This window comes from Streptomyces fuscichromogenes, assembly GCF_014645815.1.
Lineage (GTDB): Bacteria > Actinomycetota > Actinomycetes > Streptomycetales > Streptomycetaceae > Streptomyces > Streptomyces fuscichromogenes.
Window position 1 is genome coordinate 201532 of record NZ_BMML01000007.1, and the last position, 21457, is coordinate 222988.

Below are 21457 nucleotides of genomic sequence, written 5' to 3' on the forward strand. Positions count from 1 at the left end.
GAATGACCGACGCTGTGAAGAAACTGGACGTGGGCACACTCGTGGCCTGCTGTCTGGCAGTCGCCGCCGCGCAGCTGTGCATTACCGTCCCCTCACCCATCAACGGGGAGATCCAGAGTGCATTCGGAGCCTCGGGATCACAGGTCGCCTGGGTCACCTCCGCATTCATTCTGCCCACCGCGATTCTGGAACTGAATTTCGGTGTGGTGGGCGACCTGTTCGGCCGGAAGCGGCTGCTGGTCCTCGGCGGATTCGTGCTGGCAACCGGTGAACTCCTCAACGCCACCTCGCAGAACATCACCATGCTCTGGATCGGCCAGGCACTCGCCGGTATCGGCGCCGCCGCGCTCTTCCCCAGCTCCCTCGCCGTGATCGCGGCCGCGACGCCCGAGCAGAAGGACCGTGCCAAGGCGGTCTCGACCTGGGCGCTGAGCATCTCCCTCGCCTCCGCCGTGGGCCCGCTGTCCTCGGGCATCCTGGCCACGGCCGCCGACTTCCGCTGGGCGTTCGTGCCGCCGGTCGTCCTCGGCGTCGTCGTCGGTTTCGCCTGCTGGGCCCTGGTCACCGACTCCAGGGCGCCCGAGGGCCGTGCTCTGGACTGGCCGGGCCAGATCAGCATCGCCGTCGGCCTGACCGCCCTGCTGTGGGGCATCATCGAGGGCGGCGACCGCGGCTGGAGCAGCCCCTCGATCGTCTTCGCGCTGACCCTCGCCGCCGTGGCCCTGGTCGGCTTCGTGTTGGCGGAGCGGCGCGCCGCGTCCCCGATGTTCAACCTGGAGCTGCTGAGGATCCCGTCCTTCGCGGCTGCCGCGGTGGTCGCGCTTACCGGCATGTTCGGCTTCATCGGCACCGCCTACTGCGTCTCCATCCGGCTCGGCGCGGTGATGCACCTCAGCGCCCTGCGTGCCGGCCTGCCGTTCGTGATCCTCCAGCTGATCCCGCTGCTGCTCGCGCCGGTGCTCAGCAGGATGCTCACCCGCGTCGAGGCGCGCTGGCTGCTGATGGGCGGCCTGCTGCCGATGGCCGCCGGCCAGTTCTGGATCGCCGCGCTGCCCATCACCACCACCTCCCTCGCGGCCTTCATCGGCCCGGTGCTGCTGCTCGGCGTCGGCTTCATCTGCGTGGTCTCCTCGCTGACCTCGGCCGCGGTGAACGCCGTGCCGATCGAGATGACCGGCATGGCGAGCGGCGCGACCAGCCTGGTCCGCGAGTTCGGCCAGGGCCTCGGCCCGGCCGTGATCAGTACCATCGCGATGAGCGCGGCCTCCTCCGCGCTGGTCGGCAAGCTGAGCGGCTCCGACGCCGGTATGGAGGCCGCGGCCGGTCCGCTCGCGGTGGTCAACGCGGGCAGCGACAGCGCCCGGGCCGCCGCGCAGGACGCCCTCGCGCACGGCATGGCCCTGGGCGTGGTGATCTGCGGCTGCGCCTCACTGCTCGGCGCGCTGGTCACCCTGCTGCTGGTCCGCAAGAACACCGGACGGGCGACGGCCCAGGCGCCGGTGCAGCCGGCATCCGCCTGATCCGCCTTCACGCACGCCCCGGCCCGGGGCGGCTCCCTCGGCTGAGCCGGGGCCGCGAAGTCCGCGGCGGTTCGGCAGCGCCCCAGGGGCGCGGGGAACTGCGCGACCAGCCACGACGGCGCCGCAGCCGGCACAGCGCCGCAGCCGGCACAGCGCGGCACCTCCGGCGGAGCGCTCAGCGCCGGACCGGTGCGAACCGTGCCCGCAGGCCCGCCGGCGCGAGTCTGCCCATGAACTCCGGGACCACCGAGAAGGCGTTGGGTGACTCGACGGTGAAGCGCTGCGCGAGTCGCGAGGTGGCCAGGGTGAGCTGCCGCACGGCCAGCGTCGAACCCAGGCAGACCCGTGGCCCGGCACCGAACGGAAGGCAGGCCGCACCGGGTGCCGGCCGGCCGGTCAGCCATCGGTCGGGGTCGAACTCGTCGGGTCGCCGCCACCACCGGGGATCGCGGTGGATCAGGTAGGCGTTGAGCAGTACGTCGTCACCGGGGTCGAGCGACCAGTCGCCCAGAGCCGTGGCCGTACCGGCGGTGCGGGTCATCAACCACGCGGGCGGATACAGCCGGAGCGTCTCCCGGACCACCGCCTCGGCCAGCGGGAGCCGCGCCGCCGCCGACGGGGCCGCCGCCGACGGGGCCGTCGTAGACAGGGCGTCGTCGCCCGTCGGCCGGTCCGCCTCGTCGCGCAGGTCACCGGCGACCCGGGGCCGGCGGGCGAGTTGCCACACGACGGAGGTCAGCGCGGCGGCGGGCACGCCGTGGCCGCCCATGAGGATGCTGTGGAGGGTCGAGGCCACGGTGTCGTCGGGCATGGCCGGCTCGGCGTCGAGCAGAGACCCCAGCAGGTCGTCCGGGGCCGCCGTGGCACGCGATGCCCGCCGCTGCCGGACGATCCCGGTCAGCACGTCGGTCAGGCGCCGGGCGGCCTGGAAGAAGTGCCGATGGCGGGGGATCGGCAGCCAGGCGGGGAACTCGTAGGACGACTCCGTGAACGGCTGGGTGGCGTGGATGATCTCGTCGAGCAGGACGGGGACACCGGCGGAGTCCGCCCCGAAGCAGTAGTCGGCGATGGCCCGGGCGGTGAACGCGCGCATCGTGGTGAGCACGTCGGTCTCCCGGCCGGCCGTGTCCGCCAGGACCGAGTCCAGGATCTCGACGGTCCGGTCGTCGGAGGCGGCCGCCGCGGAGCGGTTGAGGCCCGGCCACGCGGCACGGCGTGCGGACATCCACGCGGTGGCCTGCGCGGCGGCCTCGTCGAGGTCCCGCCGCATGTCGAAGGGGGCGAGCTCGGTCACGAAGCCGTGGCCGGTGCGGGCGAGGACGTCGTGGGCGAGGTCCGGGTCGATGACGAACACCGTCTGTTCGTCGTAGGAGAAGACGTCACCGTACTCGCGGTGGCAGCGGCGCAGGAAGCCGATCCGGTCGGCCTCGTACGCGCGGGTGTTGCCCGTCAGCCAGTGCCCGCGCGGACCCGGGGGCCGGCCGAGCGTCTCGCGGCGTGCCATCCGGCCTCCCCAGGGGATCGCAGGACCCCTCGCACGGGATCCTGCGACCGGTGTTCTTCCACTGTTTCCGGTGGATGTGGCTCTGCAGGAAGCGGGGTCGGGCTACCGGAGCTGGTAGGGCCAGTACGGGTAGCGGCCGCTGACCCGCTTCCTGCCCACCAGGCGGGCGACCAGGCGTCGTGTCCGTTTCATGAACACCCCCATTGCCATCTGGGCGAATATTTGTCCGATCGTGGCACGGCTGCTCGCGGGCGGGCAATATGCCGGGTCGAGGTTCCTCCGGCGGTGGCGATAGAAACTGATGGTGAGTCAGTTGGGGTCTCCCGAACCTCCTGAGCCCCTGGGCCGACACGGGTCCTGGCGGGCGGGTCCCGGGTTTGCGGCGGATGTCCGCAATCCATAACGGTCCTGGCCGGGACGGGACTTGATGTCTGGTTATGCCTTATCTTCACGACATGTCCACGCCACCGCAGCAGCCCCCTTCCGTGCCGGGGCCACCCGATCCCGCCCCGCAGGACACCGTCGCCGCCCCGCAGCCGCCCGCGCCGCAGCAGCAACAGCCGCCCGCGGTCCCGCCGCAGCCGACCGCGTACCCGTATCCGCACCCGCAGTCGCCACCCCCGTCGCAGCCCAACCCCTATGCTCAGCCCACCGTGCCGCAGCAGGGCAACCCCTATGCGGTGCAGCCCGGTTACGGCTATCCGCCGCCGGTCGCACCGCCGCCGGCCACCGGCGGGAACGCGGTCGGCAGAGCCGTGCTGTGGGCCGTCGTGGGAGCGGTCGTCGCCTCCGCGGGGTGGGCGGCCGGCCTCTTCCTGACCGGGGGCCTCGGCGCCGGTGCGGACCTGCGCGGCTACCGCGCGCCCGCCAACCTCTGCTCCAGCGCGGACTACTCGTCGTTCAAGGACGAGTACCCCGTGGCCGACTCGGCCCCGACCAAGAACGCGATGAAGGACCCGGCGCTGGACGAGAGTTACTGCAGCCTCAGTCTCAAGAAGACCAGCTCCAGCTACGGCGACGCCTACCTCACCATGCAGGTCGACCTGCACAGGAAGACCGACCCGGCACCGGAGTTCACGGCCACCTGGAAGAACTACGGCGACAGCCACACCGATTACGACGTGTCGCCCGTCCAGGGCATCGGCGACGAGGCCTACCTGGTCACCCAGGACACCAGCAACGGCTCCACCACCACCGGCTCGCGGTACGCCACCCTCGCGGTACGGGACGGCTGGATGACGTACACCATGTCCTACAGCGCGTACCTCTCCACGTACGACAGCGACACCGACCCGCCGACCCTCGACTCCGTGACCGGCTGGCTGAAGACCGACACCAAGTCCACGCTGGAGCAGCTCAAGGACTGACGCTCAGCCCCGGTCGAGGGCGTCGGTGATCGCCTTCACCGGGCCGTGCGCCGAGTAGCCCCCGTCGACGGTGATCTCCGCGCCGTTGACGTACGAGGCCTCGTCGGAGAGGAGATAGACGACCAGCGGCGCCACCTCGTCGACGGTGCCCGGTCGGCCCTGGGGGGTCATGGCGAGGTGGGCGGCGACGAACACCGGGTCGGCGGTGGCCATCAGCGGGGTCTCGATGTAGCCGGGGTGGACGACGTTCGTACGGATACCGCGCGGGGCCAGCTCCAGGGCCGCCACCTTGGACAGGCCCCGCAGCGCCCACTTGCTCGTCGTGTACGCCACCGCGTGGTGTGCGGTGAGCCCGGCGACCGAGCCGACGTTCACGATCGAGGAGCCGGCCGGCATCAGCGGGGCGAGGGCCTGGATGCCGAGCAGGGCGCCGGTGGTGTTCACGGCGAAGGCCCGGTTCCAGTCCGCGAGTGCGACCTGACCGAGCCGGCCCCGCATCGGGATGCCGGCGTTGTTCACCAGCCCGTGCACGGCATCGAGGGAGGCCGCCAGGGCCGCCCAGTCGTCGGGCGAGGACACGTCCAGGTGCACGTACCGGACGTCGAGGCCGTCGGCGCGCAGGCCCGCGGCGAGCTTCTCACCGGCCTCGTCCAGCACGTCCGTCGCGATCACCGTCGCGCCCTCCCGGGCGGCCGCGGCGGCCTCCGCGGCGCCCTGGCCCTGTGCGGCTCCGGTGACGACGACGGTACGGCCCGCCAGGCGCGTGCGGCTCACGGCATCCTCCAAGGGGGTACGGGAGAGGGTCTCCCGTCCACGCTAGGAAGCGGCGGACAGCTCCGGAAACGCGCTCTCGGGATGGGTGGCATCCACGTCGGCGATCTCCGGCGGCTCCTCCTCACCGAACGCCTCCGCGCCGAACGCCTCCGCGCCCCGTGCCTCCGCGCCCCGTGCCTCCGCGCCCCGTGCCTCCTCGCCCAGCTCCGCCCCGACCCTGCGGACCGTGTCCCGCAGCCAGCGGTGCGCCGGGTCGGCATGCCGGTTGTGGTGCCAGTACATGGCCTCCACCAGCGGCACGTCCGGGAACGGCGCCGGTACGACCGCACAGCGCGCGAAGCCCTCGTAGCGGCGGGCCAGCCGCTCCGGGACCATGGCGACCAGGTCCGTACCGCTCACCAGGAACGGCAGCACGCTGAAGCCGGGCGTGCTGACCTGCACCTTCGGGGTGATACCGAGGGTCTCCAGCTGGCGCTCGGCGGGGGTGTGGCTCTTGCCGATGGCGCAGGCCGCGTGCGGCATCTCCGCGAGGTCGCGCAGGGTGAGCCGGCCGTTCACCAGGCGCGGGTTGTCCGGGTCGACGATGCACACGAACCGGTCGTGCATCACGGCCTCGCTGACCCCGGGCAGCTGGTAGCCGAGCGGCACGATCATGAGGTCGTGGCAGCGCAGATGCGTCTCCGTCTCCAGCTGCCCGTCCACGATCGGATGGAAGTCGATCCGCACGCCCGGTGCCTCGGCCGCGATGACCCGCAGCAGCGGCTCCACGAACACCGTCATCACGTAGTCCGACATGACCACGGAGAACCGCTGGCGGCTGCGCCCCGGGTCGAAGTGCCGGGTCAGCGACAGCGCCTCCTCGGCCTTCTGCAGGGAGCCCTGGACCACCGGCAGCAGCCGCTCCGCGAGCGGCGTCAGCTCGTACTCGCGGCCCACCCGGATCAGCAGTTCGTCGTTGAAGTGCCGGCGCAGCCGCGCCAGCGAGCCGCTCATCGCCGACTGGCTGGTGGACAGCCGTACACCGGCGTGAGTGACGTTCTTCTCCTCCAGGAGCGCTTCCAGTGCCACCAGAAGATTGAGATCGATCGCTCCGAGACCCACGAGTGTCCCCTTCCGGCCGGCCACGTCCTTGAAGCTTCGGTGAAACGCGAGGTTAACCAGCGGACGGCCGTCGAGGAAGGGGGTCGGGGCGACTCTCAGGAAGATGCGATGCCAGGCATTCCGGCACCGGATACCCGCAGGTGGGGGGCGTGGGCACACCACAGGCCCCCCACAGCTTCGGATGCTAGGGGCGCGGCGTGCGACCCCTCTTGCGGGCCCGCGGAAGGTAGGCGTCCGTGCGCCCCGGCACGATCCGGTTGGACAGCGTGCCCAGCCGCTCCACCTCCAGTGTCACCTGGTCGCCGGGCTTCAGCGGGGGCGGGGTGCGCTCCCCGAGCCGTCCCCAGAACTCCGCCAGGGCTCCCCAGCCGCAGGTGCCCGAGCCGAGGATGTCACCGGGGCGCACCCAGGCGTCCCGGCTGGCGTAGGCGATCATCTCCTCGAAGGTCCAGGAGACGTTGGCGAGGGTGTCCCGGCCGATCAGCTCGCCGTTCAGGGTGACCGTCATCTCCAGGTCCAGGAAGCCGTCCGCGTCCCGCCGGTCCTCGACCTCGTCGGCGGTGACCAGGCAGGGGCCGAGCGTGTTGGCGAAGTCCTTGCCCTTGGAGAAGCCCAGGCCCAGGTTCTTCTCCGGCTTCTGCAGATCACGGGCCGACCAGTCGTTGAAGACCAGGTAGCCGACGATGTGGTCCCTCGCCTGTTCGGGGGTGAGGTCCCGGCCGCCGCGGCCGATGACCGCGCCGACCTCCAGTTCGAAGTCCAGCACCGAGCAGCCCGCCGGGACCGGCACGTCGTCGTGGGCGCCGTAGGCCGCGTGCGGGTTGGTGAAGTAGAAGTTGGGCGCCCGGTACCACTCCTCCGGGACGTGCTCCAGGCCGTCCAGCGACTTCGACACGCCCTCGATGTGCGCCTCGAACCCGACGAAGTCCCGGATGGACGGCGGCTTCAGCGGCGGCAGCAGCCGCACCTGATCCACCGTCAACTCACTTGGCGTTCTCAGGGCTTCCAGGCCGGCCGCGGACAGCACGCCCGCCTCGACGAGCGTCAGGACACTCACCCCGTCGGGCAGCGGGTGGATCACCCCGTCCCGCACCGCACCGGCGCGCTCCTCGCCGTCGTGCTCGTAGGTCGCGAAACGCATGGCTCACTCTTCCCAGTGGTTGGTGTTGGTGACGGTCCCGGCGCTCAGATGGCCGGCGAACACGCCCTTGGGGTCGTAGGCGCCCCGGATCCCGGCCAGCCGCCGCCACTGCTCGTCACCCATGAACCTCAACTGCCGTACCGTGAAGTCGGAGTCGCCGAGATACTGGCCCGCGGTCACCGGCTGCATCTGCGCCATCGCCTCGTCCAGCCAGCCGCGCAGCTCCGCGTCCCGCCCGGGGGCGTCGTGCACGACATAGGTGGCGCAGTAGATCTCCGACTGCAACGAGAAGGCCATGTCGGGCAGTTGTCGCAGCGGTGCCATGGAGAACCAGATGGTGAAGGTCTGCCGGGTCGGGTGTTCGGTGAACGCCTTGCGGATCGCCGGGACCACCTCCGCGGCGGTGCCGGTCAGCCAGGCGTTGTCGACGAGGTAGCGGTGGCCTTCGGGATTGGCGGTGCGCTGCCCGGCCAACTGCTCGGCGAGCGTGGTGGGTTGCGCCTCGACACGGAACAGGGCCCGGTCCGCGTAGGGATTGGCGTGCAGCGGGGCGAGTGCCTCGGCCGCCTCCTCGGGGGTGTCGGTCATCGAGACACCGGTCACCAGCAGCACCGGTCCGCCGAGGTCGGGCGGGGTCTGGGTGAGGGCGACGATCTCCACCAGGTCGGATACCGTGTGGTGGGTGTCGTGCAGCCAGGTCATGACCTCGTCGAAGAGGTCGAGCGGATAGGCGTGCACGGTGTGCGCGAGATGCCGGGGGAGCGGGCGGGTGCGCAGATGGAAGCGGGTGACGACGCCGAAGAAACCGGGGCCCGCCCCGCGCGCCGCCCAGAACAGGTCGCTGTGCCGCGTCTCGTCGGCACGGACCAGCTCACCGTCGGCCGTGACGACGTCGATGGCCACGATGTTCTCGGCCGCCCAGCCCCAGCCGCGCGCGTTCCAGCCCTGCCCGCCCTGCAGCAGAAAGCCGCCGATGCCGACGGACGGGCAGTGCCCGCCGTTGAAGAACCGCCCGAACTCGCCGAGGAACGGATTGAGTTCGTCGCCGCCCTTGACGCTGGGGGTGGCCGTGACGATCGAGGTGTCCCCGTCGTACGCCATCTCGCGGAAGTCACCGAGGTCGATCAGCAGCGCGTCCCGGCGGACCGACCAGGCGGCCCAGCTGTGCCCGCCGGAGCGGACGGCGACCTGCCAGCCCTGTTCCAGGGCGAGCCGTACGCCCTCGACGACATCCTGCTCGGTGGCCGCCCGCAGTACGGCGGCGGGTGTGCGGTCGGCCGGGCGGCGGGCGTTGAAGACCCTGCCGTACACGGCCTCCTCGAAGTCCTCGTCACCGGGGAGGTGGAGGCTGCCGGAGAAACGGTCGGTGTTCACGGGGCGGCTCACTTGACTGCGATGGGGTTGACGGGGGTACCGGCCGCTCCGCTCCCCGGCAGGGGTGCCGCGACCAGCAGGAACTCGTAGACACCGTCGGCCGCGCAGTCCTCCGCGAGGGCCTCCAGGTCCCACTGCTCGCCCAGCGGCAGGCCCAGGTGGGGGGCGGCGATCCGGTGCAGCGGCGCGGCCGCCGGCTCGGCGAACCCGGACGGCCGCACCTCCAGGCCCCAGGTGTCGGTGGCGACGGCCGCGATCTCCGTGCGGTGCAGCCAGCCGAGGGTGGTGAAGGACAGGCCGGGCGCGTCCCCGCTCACGTACCCCTCCCATGCGCCGAGCCGACGAACGCGGCCGAGCTGTCCGGTACGGACGAGGACGATGTCACCCCGGCGCACACTGGAGGTGGCACCCTGCGCCTCGACGGTGTCCCGCAGGTGCTCCTCCGATATCGGGTAGCCGTCGGGGAGTTCCCCCCTCGCGTCGCCGACCGCCCGGCCGACGTCGAGCAGCACCCCACGGCCGGTGAAGGCGTCGCGCAGCTGCTCGACGCCGGTCACGCCGTCGCCGTCGTAGTCGGTGCCGGTGCCCGTGCTCGAACGGCCGTGCCAGGACTGGTCGGTGGCGTCACCACGGCCCAGCCCGTCCCATCGGGTGCCGGCCCGGCGACCGTGCTCCGCACCGGGCGCGTCGAACTCGTGGGCCAGCGAGAAGCAGTGGCCGCGCCGGACCAGACCCGCCGCGTGCGCGCGGATCGCGTCGTCGATGAAGTTGAGCGTGCCCAGCACGTCCGCCGCACCCCAGCGGCCCCGGTCGCGGTAGGCGGCGCGGGCCTTGGCCAGCTCTTCCTCAAGGGGACCCAGGGTCATCGGACATGTCCTTTCAGCAGCAGGTCCAGGGCGTTGCCCCCGGCGATCGCGTCCCGTGCGGCCGGGTCGAGACCGGCCGCGTCCAGACGGGCCACCGGATCGGTCACACCCATGTCGAAGGGGTGGTCGGTGCCGAGCACCACCCGGTCCGCACCCACCTCCTCGACCAGATGGCGCAGCGCGCGAGGCGTGTAGACGAGCGCGTCGAACCACATCCGCCGCAGATAGCTGCTGGGCGGCTCGGCACAGCCGCGCGCGTCCGGCCGGACCCGCCAGGCGTGGTCGGAGCGGCCGATGTACGTCGGCAGATAGCCACCGCCGTGCGCGGCCACCAGCTTCAGTCGCGGGAAGCGGTCCAGGACCCCGGTGAAGATCAGGTGGGAGAGCGCGACCGTGGTCTCGGTGGGCTGGCCGACCGTGTTGCCGAGATAGTTCGAGGCGAGCCGCTCGCCGAGCGAGCAGCCCCAGGGGTGGACGAAGACGACCGCGCCCAGCTCCTCGGCCTTCAGCCAGACGTCGTCGTGCGCCGGGTCCGCCAGCTCGTGGCCCTCGACGCTGGTGGAGACGCTGATGCCGTACAGGCCCAGCTCGGTGACCGCCTGGTCCAGCAGGGCCACCGCGAGGTCCGGGTGCTGCAGCGGTACCGTGCCGAGGCCGTGGAGCCGGCCGGGCGCGGCGGCGCAGTGCGCGGCCACCGCCTCGTTGACGGTCCGGGCCAGTCGCACCGCGAGGCCGGGGCCGGCCCAGTAGTGGTGCATGGGCATCGGGCCGACCACCTGGAGATCGACGCCCATCGCGTCGAGGTCGGCGAGCCGCACGTCCACATCCGTCAACCGCCCCGCCAGACGCCGGAGCTGGGCCCGGTTGGCGGCCAGCGACTCGGGCGAGTGGGCGCGCTGCTCGGCGGCCAGCTCGGCCGCGAAGCCCCCGGTGCCGGCCACCAGGGCATCCGCCTCCGGCACCGCGAGATGGCCGTGGAAGTCGACGACGGGCGTGCTCACGCGGCCACCGTCAGGGAAGCGAGGGTCTCCGACATGATCCGGGCCGGGTCGGCGCCCGGGGTGTCCGGGTGGATCTCCCAGTCGGCGAGCTGCAGGGAGTTGTCCAGCACCATGCGGACGCGGGGCAGCCGCCGGGCCATGAACCGGGCCAGCGCCCGGTCCACCGGCTCGTCGGCGGTGACCAGCTCGGCCAGCAGCACCGCGTCCTCCATGCACATCGCGGCACCCTGCGCGATCAGCGGCGGACAGGCGTGCGCCGCGTCACCGATCACCATGGCCCGGCCCCGGTGCCAGTCCTCGTCGACCAGCACCGCCTCGATCCAGCGGTAGTCCACCGCCGTGTCGTCCGGCAGCGAGGCAAGTATCTTCCCCCAGGTGCCGCCGTACCCGGCGCCGCGCTCGCGCAGCAGGTCCAGCGAGGCGCGCGGACCGATCAGCGAGGCGTCCAGGTTCTCGTCGAGGAGGTAGGCGTAGCACTGGTCGTCGGAGATCGGGCTGTAGCCGGCCTTGTAGCGGGGACCGCCGTAGTACACCTCGGCGCAGTCCATCTCCGCGGGCCGCCGCGCGACCACCCGGAAGATCGACATGCCGACCGGGCGGGGCCTGGTCGTGATGCCGATGAGCGCGCGCATCGCCGAGTTGATGCCGTCCGCGCCGACCACCAGGTCGTAGCGGCCGGCGGTGCCGTCGGTGAAGTCCACGTCCACATGCCCGGCCGCCTGGTCCAGCGTGCGCACGCTCAGGCCCAGACGGACGGTGACCCCGTGCGCGTACACCGCGTCGCACAGCGCGTTCTGCAGGTCCGAGCGGAGCGCGCCCGCCGTGGAGGGCAGGTCCGCGCCGCCGGTGTGCGGGGTCTCCAGCTCGGTGATCAGACCGCCGTCGGCCCGGCGCAGCCGCATGAGGTCGAACGGCACCGCCCGAGCCAGCACCCGGTCCAGCACGCCGACCGAACGCAACGCCTTGAGCGCGTTGCCCTGGATGGTGATGCCGTGGCCCACCCCGAACCACTGGGGCGAGACCTCGGCGAGCTCCACCTCGACCCCGCGCTGGGCGAGGGCGAGACACAGCACGCTTCCGGTGATGCCGCCGCCGACGACGAGCACCTTGTTCACGGGCATGGGCGATCCTTGCGAAAGTAGAAAGACAGACGGTGGGGGTCAGCAGCTCTCAGCCGGTGAACCGGGGAGCCAGCTCGCGGTAGTGCTCGACGGCCGGCGGCGCCGCGAAGAACGGGCCGACCAGGGCCCGCCAGCGCGCGAACCGCTCCGACTCCCGGAAACCGACCGTGTGCGCCTCGACCGACTCCCAGCCGACCAGCAGCAGGAAGGTCCGCGGCCGCTCCACGCAGTGCAGCAGCTCGGCCCAGCGGAACCCGTCCGCCTCGGCGAGCACCGCACGGGCCTTGCCGAAGACCTCCTCGAATTCCGCTTCCCGGCCTTTCTCGACGGACAGCTCGGCGTGCTCGACCACCACGGTGCGCTCCTCGGGTTCGGGGTGGCATCGAGCCTGATCGGCGGTAGGTACCGGGTCAACGGATCGAGTCATCGACAAGGGGGACGTCATCCATCCCCGACGGCGATGGCGGTCCCGCGCCGCGCAACCGCACATCGGCGCAGGCCGCGGCGGAGTGCGCGGGCGATGGCAGCCATCGTGAACGGCCATTTCCGCCGACCGGGCGCGATGCCTAGCGTCGAGGACGAGCCCCCACCCGTACGAGGAGAGCCGCCCGTGCCCGAACCTTCCCCCGCCCACGCCGGACCCTTCGCGCTCGGCACCTTCAGCGGCGGCGCAGCCGCCTTCCCCGGCCTGGTCGCCGGCGCCCGGGTCCGTGACCTCTCCGGCCTGGTGGCCTCGGTCCGCGCGCTGGTCGAGGACTGGGACACCTGGCTGCCCCGCCTGCACGAGCTGGCCGCCACCACCGACGGCAGCTGGCACAACCTGGCCGACCTGCGGGTCCTGACGCCGATCGAGCCGGGCCAGATCCTGCAGAGCGGCGCCAACTACCGCAAGCACGTGGTCGACCTGGTCGCCGCCGAGAAGGAGAGCGTGCACGGCGCCACGCCCGAGGAGGCCCGCGCCGACGCCGAGCAGATGATGGACGAACGGAGCCGCAACGGGGTCCCGTACATCTTCCTCGGCTCACCGCGTGCCCTGTGCGGGCCGTACGACGACATCGTGCTGCCCGCGCTCGGCGAGCAGCACGACTGGGAGCTCGAACTCGCCCTGGTCATCGGCCGGTCGGGGAAGGACATCGCGGCCGAGGAGGCGATGTCGTACGTCGCCGCGTACACGATCAGCAACGACCTCACCACCCGTGACCGGCTCTACCGGCCCGACCTGAAGGCCATCGGCACCGACTGGTTCACCGCGAAGAACGCCGACACCTTCCTGCCGACCGGGCCCTTCCTGGTCCCCGCGGACTTCGTCGGCGACCCGGGCGACCTGCGGATCACGCTCCGGCACAACGGGGTGGTCCGGCAGGACGAGTCCACCAAGGACATGATCTTCGACATCCCGCGGCTGATCGCCTACGCCTCCACGACCACCACCCTGCGCCCCGGCGACCTGCTGCTCACCGGCTCCCCGGCCGGCAACGGCGCGCACTGGGGGGTCTTCCTGCGGCCCGGAGACGTGATCGACGCGGAGATCACCGGCCTCGGCCATCAGCGCAACACCGTCAGGAGCCACGCATGAGCTTCCAGCCCATCACCCACCTGCGCCATGTCGACCTGGCCGTACCGGACTTCGCCACCCAGCGGGCCTTCTACGGCACCACCTGGGGCCTGACCGAGGTCGCGAACGACAGCGGTATCGCGTTCTTCGCCGCCGAGGGCAGCCCCGAGCAGTACATCGTGCGCATCCGCGAGGACGAGCGGAAGCGGATGGACCTCGTCGCCTTCGGCGCGGTCTCACCGGCAGCGGTGGACGAACTCGCGGTCCGGCTGGGGCGGGCCGGGGTGCAGGTCATCCATGAGCCGCGGGCGCTGGACACCCCGGGCGGCGGTTACGGGCTGCGGTTCTTCGACCCCGACGGGCGGGTCGTCGAGGTCTCGGCCGACGTGGCCACCCGCGCCCACCGCAAGATCGAGGAGCGCGAGGCCGTCCCGGTACGGCTGTCGCACTGCGTGGTCAACTCCCGGGACCCGGAGGGGCTGCGGGACTTCTACATCCAGAACCTCGGCTTCCGGCTCACCGACACCCTGTACTCCACGCACATGGGCGACCTCATGTACTTCCTGCGGTGCAGCCCGTTGCACCACTCCTTCGCCATCGCGCGCGGGCCCCATGTGTCGCTGCACCACGCCTCGTTCGAGATGCGGGGGGTGGAGGAGTACATGCGCGGCACCGGACGTGCGCTGCGCGCCGGGACCCGGCTCACCTGGGGTCCGGGACGGCACCTGGCGGGCGACAACACCTTCTCCTATTTCCACGACCCGCACGGCAACACCGTCGAGTACACCACCGAGCTCGCCGTCCTCGAAGAGGACCTGTGGCACCCCGGCCGGCACGACGTGGACGACCCGGTCACCCAGGACCAGTGGGGCACCGCCGACCCGATGAGCGAGTCGGTCGCCAAGGAACAGTTCAACGACCCCGACGTGCTGTTCGAAGCACCCCCGGTCTAAACCCCGATCCTTCCGAGAAAGGCCGCAGTTGTGGCAGAGATCCTGAAGCACGCCGTGCCCAAGGCCGAGGTGGCCGCCTCCCTCGGCCAGGTGCGCGAGACGGTGACCGGCGTCATCGCGGACATCCGCGAGCGCGGTGACGCGGCCGTCCGCGAGTACTCCGAGAAGTTCGACAAGTGGAGCCCCGACTCCTTCCGGCTGAGCACCGAGGAGGTCGAGAAGATCGTCGCGTCGGTGCCCCGGCAGGTCATCGACGACATCAGGTTCGTGCAGGAGCAGGTCCGGAACTTCGCCCGCCACCAGCTGGACTCGATGGGCGAGTTCGAGGTGGAGACACTGCCGGGGGTGCGGCTCGGCCAGAAGCACATCCCCGTGCAGGCGGCCGGTGCCTACATCCCCGGCGGCCGCTACCCGCTCACCGCCTCCGCCCACATGACCATCGTCACCGCCAAGGTGGCGGGCGTACCTCGCGTGGTCGCCTGTACTCCTCCCATCCACGGTGAGATCCCCGCCGCCACCGTCGCCGCCATGCACCTCGCGGGCGCCGACGAGATCTGGCTGCTCGGCGGCGTCCAGGCGGTGGCCGCGATGGCCGTGGGCACCGACACCATGGAGCCGGTCAACCTGATCGCGGGTCCCGGCAACGCCTATGTCGCCGAGGCCAAGCGCCAGTTGTTCGGCGAGATCGGCATCGACCTGTTCGCCGGCCCGACCGAGATCCTGGTCCTCGCCGACGACCAGGCGGACCCGTTCGTCTGCGCGGTCCTCCCCGGCGGTCCTGATCACCACCTCCCGTGAGGTCGCCGAGCGGACCGTCGCCGAGGTCGAACGCCTGCTGCCCGGCATGCCCACCCGTGACTACGCGGAACCCGCCTGGCGCAACCACGGTCAGGTGCACGTCGTCGGCTCGATCGACGAACTGTACGAACTCGCCGACGCGTTCGCCTTCGAACACGTGGAGGTGCTGACCGCCGAACCGCGCCTCGCCCTGGAGCGGATGACCCAGTACGGCGCCCTGTTCCTCGGCGAGGGCACCTGTGTGTCGTTCGGCGACAAGGTCATCGGCACCAACCATGTGCTGCCCACACGTGGTGCCGCCCGCTACACCGGCGGCCTGTGGGTGGGGAAGTACCTCAAGACGGTCACGTACCAGGAGGTCACCGACACCGCCTCGCAGGCCCTGCTCGGGCGGCTGTGCGGGCGCGCGTCCCGGGTCGAGCTGTTCGAGGGCCACGCCCGCTCGGGCGACGTACGGGCCGCGAGGGCCGCGGGCGACGCGCTGCCGTGGAACGAAGCGTGAGCCTGGACGGCCGTACGGCCCTGGTCACCGGCGGGGGAGGCCCGCTGGGCCGGGCCTTCGCGCTGGCGCTCGCCGACGCCGGGGCCCGGGTGGTCCTGGTCGGCCGGAACGAGCAGGCCCTGGCGGAGGCTGCGGCCAAGGTGGGCGAGGCGGCCCGCACGGCCGTGTGCGACGTCTCCGACCCCGCGGCCGTGCGCGCGCTGGCCGCCGGACTCGCCGACGAGGACGTGTCGTTGCTGGTCAACAACGCCGGGGTGGCGGGACCGGTGCGGCCGCTCGTCGACATCGAACCCGGCGAGTGGGACGACGTGTTCGCCGCCAACGTCCGCGGCGTCTACCTCATGTGCCGGGCGTTCCTGCCGCCCATGCTCGCCGCCGGACGGGGCGACATCGTCAACGTCGCCTCGGTCAGCGGCAAACGCCCGCTGCTCAACCGCACGCCGTACACCGCCTCCAAGATGGCGCTGATCGGCCTCACCAGGACCCTGGCCGGCGAGGTGGGCCCGCACGGCGTCGCGGTCAACTCCCTGTCCCCGGGCCCGGTCCGGGGGCCCCGCATGGACCGCAACTTCCGGCTCACCGCCGAACTCACCGGCTGCACCGTCGAGGAGGCCGAACGCGACTTCGCCTCCCGTGCCGCGCTCGGCCGGCTGGTGGAGGAGGACGAGGTCGCGCGGGCACTGGTCGCCATGCTGGCGATGCCCGGACTGTGCGGGGCGGACATCGACCTGTCGGCGGGGATGATCGCCCCGGCGTAGCTCCCCGGCAGGGACCTGACGAGGTGGACGGCACACGGGCCGTCCGCCTCGTCGTCGTGCGCGTTCACGGCCGGGGGCTGTGGCCACTCTGTGTAAGCGCCATGAAGTGGGCCGCACGATCGAAGGCATCGGGTTCCGGGATGCGTGTGTGCAATGGCTGTCCCGGGTTTACCGAGGCTGATTCACTCCAACCTGCGCACCCCAGGTGCCTTCGTCGCCCTGGTTCCGACCGGCGACTTGTGACTCTGCGCGACGGCGCACTCCACCCGTGGAAAGGCCTGCAATGACGCTGACATCCCGACGCTCGTTCCTGATCGCCGGTTCCGCCGCGACCGCGGCCGTGCTCGTTCCGGTCGCCTCCGGCACCGCCACCGCGGCCCCCGTGGCGCCGGGCAGGACGATCTCCGTCGCCGCGGGCGAGACCTACGAACTCGCCGCGACCACCAAGGTGAGCCGGCTGACCATCGGCGAGGGCGGCAGGATCGTCGCCCCGGACGGGTACGACATCAGCCTGACCGTCGACGGTGTGGAGACCGGCCAGCTGCTCACCGCCACCGGCGGCACCGCGACCCTCGTCCAGGCCGGCACCTACCGCGGGGACGTCGTCCTGACGGTCGCCGAGTCCAACGACGTCACCTACCAGACGCTGACCTTCCCGTTCCGGCAGGCCCTGTACGTCGGCTCGGCCGGCGTCGACTCCGCGAAGTCCGTGCTGTCCGCCGTACGCGGCGGCAAGGTCACCGACACGGCCGCCCGCAACGTGTCGATCGCGTCCACCGGCGAGTGCTTCAACGGCGTCTACGTCGAGAGCGGCAGCTACACCCTCCAGAGCCCCACCATCACCCTCGACGGCAACGGCCGTTCGGACTTCGCCGGGTACGGTGCGGCCGTGGTCGGCGACGGCTCCACGACCAAACTGGTCGTGGACGGTGCCCGGATCAGCAACAAGGGCGTGGTACGCACCACCGTCATCGCCAACAACGGCGCCAACGTCCTCGTCAAGGACTCCTTCCTGCGCGCCCGCGACGGCGTCCTGCCCGCCGACTACCAGGCCACCGTCGAGACCCCGTACATGGAGTCGGTGCCCTGGATGCTGGGCCTGGACGGCAACGTCCGCGCCACCAACCTGATCGGCAAGGGCAGCATCGCCACCTACCTCAACTCGACCGTGTTCTCCGAGACCTGGGGCGCGCTGTCGGTCGAGGGCGGCAGCGGCCTGAAGCTGACCGCGATCAACAGCCATGTCGGCAACACCGGCGCGTACGGCTACGGCACCTACGCCATCGGCGACGCCACCGTCCGCGTCCTCGGCTCCCGCTTCGACGTCGGCTCCTACGCGACGATCATCGCCGGGCCGGCCGCCGTCGTGCACTACGGCGACAGCACCCGCGACGCCGTCGCCGCCCTCAACACCGAGCTGGAACTCGGCCTGACCAACGCCGAGTTGCGGGGCATCCCGGAGCGCAGCACGGTGGTGAACTCCGGCCACTTCGGTTACATGTTCTTCGGCGCCGGTCAACTCACCCTGGACGGTGGCACCGTCATCAACTCCGAGCGGGCCACCTTCCTCAACAAGGGCCAGCAGACCACCATTTCGGTCGACGGCTCCAAGGGCGCCCGGCTCAACCCGCGCGACGGGATCATCCTGCAGATGATCGAGCTGGACGACCCGGGCCCGGTCCCCGTCAACGGCAAGATGATGAACATCGGCGTCTACACCGAGCCCACCACCGACCCCACCAAGAACTCCTCCTTCGACGTCACCGCCGTCCACTCCACCGACGCCGCCGCCACCTTCAGCTCCATCGGACTCAAGGGCGACTTCTACAACGGCATGCGCAACGGCAAGAACATGGTCCTCACCTTCGAGGGCTCCCGTGTCGAGGGCGTCATCTCGGCGACCAGGACCAAGCACCGGGTGTCCTCGATCGACTCGTCCACCTTCTACGAGCTCGGCATCGTCACCAACACCGTGCAGGCCGCCGTCAACAACGGCGTGGTGGTGAAGCTGAACAGCGGCTCGACCTGGACGGTCACCGGGACGTCGTACCTGACCAGTCTCACCCTCGCGGCCGACGCGGCCGTGAAGGCACCGCGCGGCAAGGCCGTGAAGCTGACGGTCGACGGCACCGAGATGGCGATCACCGCGGGCTCCACCTACACGGGCGCCCTCACGCTCACCGTGGCGTGACGCCCGGCCCCATGGCGTGACCTCGGGCGCCGTGGAGTGCCACCAGGCCGGAGGCGCGGACCCTTCCACGGTCCGCGCCTCCTTTGGGTCCGGTGGCGCGGGCTCCCGTAAGCTGGCCGGATGTTCAGCCCCGAAGGCCCGAGCCTGCGTGAACTCACCGTCCAGGCGCTGTCCTCCGTCGAGCGCGGTTACGACCTGCTGGCCCCGAAGTTCGACCACACCCCCTTCCGGACGCCCGACTCGGTCCTGGAGGCGGTCGCGAAGGCGCTCACCCCGCTCGGCCCCTTCGAGGACGGCCTCGACCTGTGCTGCGGGACGGGAGCCGGCACCGAGGTACTGGCCCAGGTGTGCCGGCACAGCGTGACCGGGGTCGACTTCAGCGCCGGCATGCTGGAGGTCGCCCGCCGGCAGACCCCGCCCGACGGCCCGGACGTCGCGTATGTGCGCGGCGACGCCCGCGCCCTGCCCTTCGGGCCCGCCTTCGATCTGGTCGTCAGCTTCGGGGCGTTCGGGCACTTCCTGCCCCGGGAGCTGCCCGGCCTCTTCGACCAGGTCCACACGGTGCTGCGGCCGGGCGGCGGCTTCGCCTTCCCGGTGCTCGCGCCGCCTCGGCCCACCAGCCCCGGGTTCTGGATGCTGCTGGGCTTCGACGCCGTCATGCGGGTGCGCAACGCCCTGTGGCGGCCGCCGTTCGTCATGTACTACCGGGCCTTCCGACTCGGCCTCGTGCTGCGGGAGTTGGCGCGCGCCGGGTTCGAGACCGACCTGTACCCGCTGTCCGGGTTCGGCGAGCGCGACGACGGCAGCCCGCGGGCCCGGCTGGTGGTGGCCCGGCGCGGTCAGCCCGCCGCAGGGACCGTGAACTCGTAGACGAGTGCGTCCTGCTGGGCGTCGACCACCAGGTCGGTGATCTCCAGCGGGCGGGCGTACTGGTCGTGCACGCGGCGGGTCACCCGGACCGAGGACGCGTCCGCGACCTGGGTGATGGAGTCCCGGTGGTGCAGGGTGAGGCCGGCCTTGCGCATCCAGTCGTAGGTCCGGCGCAGCTGCGCGGCGGCACTGCCGTCGGCCCGCTCCCGGTAGCGGCCCAGCTCCTCGACCTCCCTCAGGGCCACCGCCGAGAAGGAGGTCACGGCGGTGCGCAGGGCGTGGCCGTCGGGGGAGGCCGACTCGTAGCGGTGCACCAGGGTCGGCCGGTGCGGGGCCAGCCCCAGCGCCGCCGCGTGCTCGGGCGGCGGCTCCTCCCAGGTCACCGTGGCCCGGTCGACCGCGCCGTGTTCCGTGGTCCCGGCGCCCACCGGGAAGGCCAGGGAGACCGGGCTCTGCACCGGACGGCCGTGCAGTGTCGCGTGACTGCCACGCCGGTCGGTGGCCACCAGTCCGCTGTGCCGCAGCACCTCCAGCGCCTGCCGGACGGTCTCCCGGCTGACCTCGAAGTGCTGCGCCAACCGCCGTTCCCCCGGCAGCCGTTCCCCCGGCGGCACGGTGCCGTCGCGCAGTTCGCCGAGGAGCTGGGTCGCGATCCGCCAGTACAGGGGCTGCCCTTCGTTCTCGTGGTGGTCATGCGGGGTGGTGCGGGCCATGCCGCTCCTCCTGGGGGTGACAAGAAGTAGCCGTGCGGGTTCGTTCCGCGACCACATCTAGCATTGGTCTAAACCATCAGGGAAGAGCGGCCGACGGGTTCGGCCGAAACCGTGCGGGCCTCACAGACTCGCGTAAACCGCGTCGACCAGGGCCGTCTTCCGGGGGTCGTCCGCGATCCGGGGCCCCATGCGGTTCATGACGTAGCCGAGGGAGACCCCCGCCTCGGGGTCGGCCAACCCGCAGGAGCCACCGAACCCGTCGTGCCCGAAGGCCCGCGGATTCGGCCCGTAGGAACCGTTCGGCCCGCTCAGCCACAGCCCGAGCCCGACCTCGGTCTCGTGCTCGAAGCCCGCCCCGAGCACCAGGTCACGGCAGCTGCCCTGGCCCTCCCGCACCCGCTCGGCCGCCTCCGGCGACAGCACACGCAGGCCGCCGTACTCGCCCCGGCCCGCGAACACCCCGTACAGCGCCGCCACCGCGCGGGCCGTGCCGTGCCCGTTGGCCGCCGGGATCTCGGCCGCCCGCCACTCGGCGGTGTTGGCGTCCCTCGCGCCCGTGCCCGGGTTGGCCAGGGCGGCGACCGCGGCGGGCGCCAACTGGCTGAAGATCGCGGCCTGTTCGCTGTCCGACAGCACCTTGGGATGCACCAGTTCGGCCGCCCGGCCCGATTCCTTCGCGGGCAGCCCGATGGTGAAGTCGATCCCCAGCGGTCCGGTCACCTCCCGCTCCAGGAAGGCGCCCGGCCGCAGTCCCGACACCCGCCGCACCACCTCGCCGACCAGGAAGCCGTAGGTCAGCGCGTGGTAGCCGGACCTGGTCCCCGGCTCCCACCAGGGCTCCGTCGCCGCCAGCCGCGCGGTGGTCAGCTCCCAGTCGTACAGGTCCTGGAGCGAGTGCGGCTCACGCAGGCCGGACAGCCCGGCCCGGTGCGAGAGCAGATGGCGGACCAGGATCCGCTCCTTGCCGGCCGCCGCGAACTCGGGCCAGTGGTCGGCCACCGGCGCGTCGAGGTCCAGCAGTCCCCGGTCGGCCAGGATGTGCGCGCACAGGGCCACCGGGCCCTTGGTGGTGGACCAGACGTTGACCAGCGTGTCGCGCTCCCACGGCCGGCTGCGGGCCGGATCCGCCCAGCCGCCCCAGAGATCCACCACGGTCTCGCCGCCGACCGTCACCGCGACGGCGGCGCCCAGCTCCTCCCGGTCCCGGAAGTTCTCCTCGAACGCCTCCCGCACCGCCGCGAAACGCGGTGCGCAGTGGCCGTGGATCTGTGGCTCGTGCTCGGACATCGGTCCTCCGTCGTACGCCGGGAACCCGGACCGCGACGCTGCGGCCCGGGAACCTGAACGT

20 protein-coding genes are annotated in these 21457 nt (G+C 71.8%); 9 read left to right on the forward strand and 11 right to left on the reverse strand.

Annotated features, from left to right (window positions below; genetic code table 11):
* Positions 1 to 2 precede the first annotated feature (2 nt).
* A complete protein-coding gene (locus IEZ11_RS17375) occupies positions 3 to 1520 on the forward strand; it encodes an MFS transporter (RefSeq protein WP_189263667.1) in 1518 nt (505 codons plus the stop codon).
* A gap of 175 nt (positions 1521 to 1695) precedes the next feature.
* Here IEZ11_RS17375 and IEZ11_RS17380 read toward each other — a convergent pair whose 3' ends face one another.
* Complete coding sequence (locus tag IEZ11_RS17380; protein ID WP_189263668.1) at positions 1696 to 3024, reverse strand: cytochrome P450; 1329 nt, start codon at positions 3022 to 3024, stop codon at positions 1696 to 1698.
* Between the two features lie 455 nt (positions 3025 to 3479).
* On the opposite strand from IEZ11_RS17380, the gene IEZ11_RS17385 reads away from it, so the two are divergent.
* Positions 3480 to 4391 carry a hypothetical protein gene (locus tag IEZ11_RS17385; protein ID WP_229713096.1) on the forward strand — a complete coding sequence of 304 codons (912 nt, stop codon included), beginning with the start codon at positions 3480 to 3482 and terminating at the stop codon, positions 4389 to 4391.
* A 3-nt stretch (positions 4392 to 4394) separates the two neighbouring features.
* On the opposite strand, the gene IEZ11_RS17390 is transcribed toward IEZ11_RS17385, so the two are convergent.
* The 8 genes from IEZ11_RS17390 to IEZ11_RS17425 form a co-directional block, all read right to left on the reverse strand.
* On the reverse strand, positions 4395 to 5165 hold the full coding sequence (locus IEZ11_RS17390) for an SDR family NAD(P)-dependent oxidoreductase (RefSeq protein ID WP_189263669.1): 771 nt from the start codon (positions 5163 to 5165) through the stop codon (positions 4395 to 4397).
* Between the two features lie 42 nt (positions 5166 to 5207).
* Positions 5208 to 6266, reverse strand: a complete 1059-nt coding sequence (locus IEZ11_RS17395) for a LysR family transcriptional regulator (protein ID WP_189263670.1) — start codon at positions 6264 to 6266, stop codon at positions 5208 to 5210.
* Between the two features lie 184 nt (positions 6267 to 6450).
* Positions 6451 to 7407, reverse strand: coding sequence for a fumarylacetoacetate hydrolase family protein (locus IEZ11_RS17400; RefSeq protein WP_189263671.1), 957 nt, complete (start codon positions 7405 to 7407; stop codon positions 6451 to 6453).
* A 3-nt stretch (positions 7408 to 7410) separates the two neighbouring features.
* Positions 7411 to 8781 carry an FAD-binding oxidoreductase gene (locus IEZ11_RS17405; protein WP_189263672.1) on the reverse strand — a complete coding sequence of 457 codons (1371 nt, stop codon included), beginning with the start codon at positions 8779 to 8781 and terminating at the stop codon, positions 7411 to 7413.
* An 8-nt stretch (positions 8782 to 8789) separates the two neighbouring features.
* Positions 8790 to 9647: a cyclase family protein gene (locus IEZ11_RS17410; RefSeq protein WP_189263673.1), complete on the reverse strand. Its 858-nt coding sequence runs from the start codon at positions 9645 to 9647 to the stop codon at positions 8790 to 8792.
* Positions 9644 to 10648, reverse strand: a complete 1005-nt coding sequence (locus tag IEZ11_RS17415; protein WP_189263674.1) for an amidohydrolase family protein — start codon at positions 10646 to 10648, stop codon at positions 9644 to 9646. Before IEZ11_RS17415 ends, IEZ11_RS17410 begins: the two co-directional genes overlap by 4 nt.
* Positions 10645 to 11769, reverse strand: a complete 1125-nt coding sequence (locus IEZ11_RS17420; RefSeq protein ID WP_189263675.1) for an FAD-dependent monooxygenase — start codon at positions 11767 to 11769, stop codon at positions 10645 to 10647. Before IEZ11_RS17420 ends, IEZ11_RS17415 begins: the two co-directional genes overlap by 4 nt.
* 49 nt (positions 11770 to 11818) lie before the next feature.
* On the reverse strand, positions 11819 to 12124 hold the full coding sequence (locus IEZ11_RS17425; RefSeq protein ID WP_189263676.1) for an antibiotic biosynthesis monooxygenase family protein: 306 nt from the start codon (positions 12122 to 12124) through the stop codon (positions 11819 to 11821).
* A 207-nt stretch (positions 12125 to 12331) separates the two neighbouring features.
* On the opposite strand from IEZ11_RS17425, the gene IEZ11_RS17430 reads away from it, so the two are divergent.
* The 7 genes from IEZ11_RS17430 to IEZ11_RS17455 all read left to right on the forward strand — a co-directional run bounded on the left by IEZ11_RS17430 (position 12332) and on the right by IEZ11_RS17455 (position 19396).
* Positions 12332 to 13345, forward strand: coding sequence for a fumarylacetoacetate hydrolase family protein (locus tag IEZ11_RS17430; RefSeq protein WP_373294934.1), 1014 nt, complete (start codon positions 12332 to 12334; stop codon positions 13343 to 13345).
* On the forward strand, positions 13342 to 14277 hold the full coding sequence (locus IEZ11_RS17435) for a VOC family protein (protein WP_189263678.1): 936 nt from the start codon (positions 13342 to 13344) through the stop codon (positions 14275 to 14277). Before IEZ11_RS17430 ends, IEZ11_RS17435 begins: the two co-directional genes overlap by 4 nt.
* 30 nt (positions 14278 to 14307) lie before the next feature.
* A complete protein-coding gene (gene hisD, locus IEZ11_RS51950; RefSeq protein WP_268239910.1) occupies positions 14308 to 15075 on the forward strand; it encodes a histidinol dehydrogenase in 768 nt (255 codons plus the stop codon).
* The gene (locus IEZ11_RS51955; protein ID WP_268239913.1) at positions 15059 to 15577 is read left to right on the forward strand and encodes a histidinol dehydrogenase; all 519 of its coding nucleotides are present in this window, start codon (positions 15059 to 15061) and stop codon (positions 15575 to 15577) included. The genes hisD and IEZ11_RS51955 overlap by 17 nt, the downstream gene beginning before the upstream one ends.
* Positions 15574 to 16335 carry an SDR family NAD(P)-dependent oxidoreductase gene (locus IEZ11_RS17445; RefSeq protein WP_189263679.1) on the forward strand — a complete coding sequence of 254 codons (762 nt, stop codon included), beginning with the start codon at positions 15574 to 15576 and terminating at the stop codon, positions 16333 to 16335. Before IEZ11_RS51955 ends, IEZ11_RS17445 begins: the two co-directional genes overlap by 4 nt.
* A 283-nt stretch (positions 16336 to 16618) precedes the next feature.
* On the forward strand, positions 16619 to 18526 hold the full coding sequence (locus tag IEZ11_RS17450) for a hypothetical protein (RefSeq protein ID WP_189263680.1): 1908 nt from the start codon (positions 16619 to 16621) through the stop codon (positions 18524 to 18526).
* Between the two features lie 120 nt (positions 18527 to 18646).
* Positions 18647 to 19396, forward strand: coding sequence for a class I SAM-dependent methyltransferase (locus IEZ11_RS17455; RefSeq protein WP_189263681.1), 750 nt, complete (start codon positions 18647 to 18649; stop codon positions 19394 to 19396).
* On the opposite strand, the gene IEZ11_RS17460 is transcribed toward IEZ11_RS17455, so the two are convergent.
* Together IEZ11_RS17460 and IEZ11_RS17465 are read right to left on the reverse strand one after the other, a co-directional pair.
* A complete protein-coding gene (locus tag IEZ11_RS17460; RefSeq protein WP_189263682.1) occupies positions 19366 to 20109 on the reverse strand; it encodes a GntR family transcriptional regulator in 744 nt (247 codons plus the stop codon). The two genes, IEZ11_RS17455 and IEZ11_RS17460, sit on opposite strands and share 31 nt — an antisense overlap.
* A gap of 120 nt (positions 20110 to 20229) precedes the next feature.
* Complete coding sequence (locus IEZ11_RS17465) at positions 20230 to 21396, reverse strand: serine hydrolase domain-containing protein (RefSeq protein WP_189263683.1); 1167 nt, start codon at positions 21394 to 21396, stop codon at positions 20230 to 20232.
* Positions 21397 to 21457: the final 61 nt, after the last annotated feature.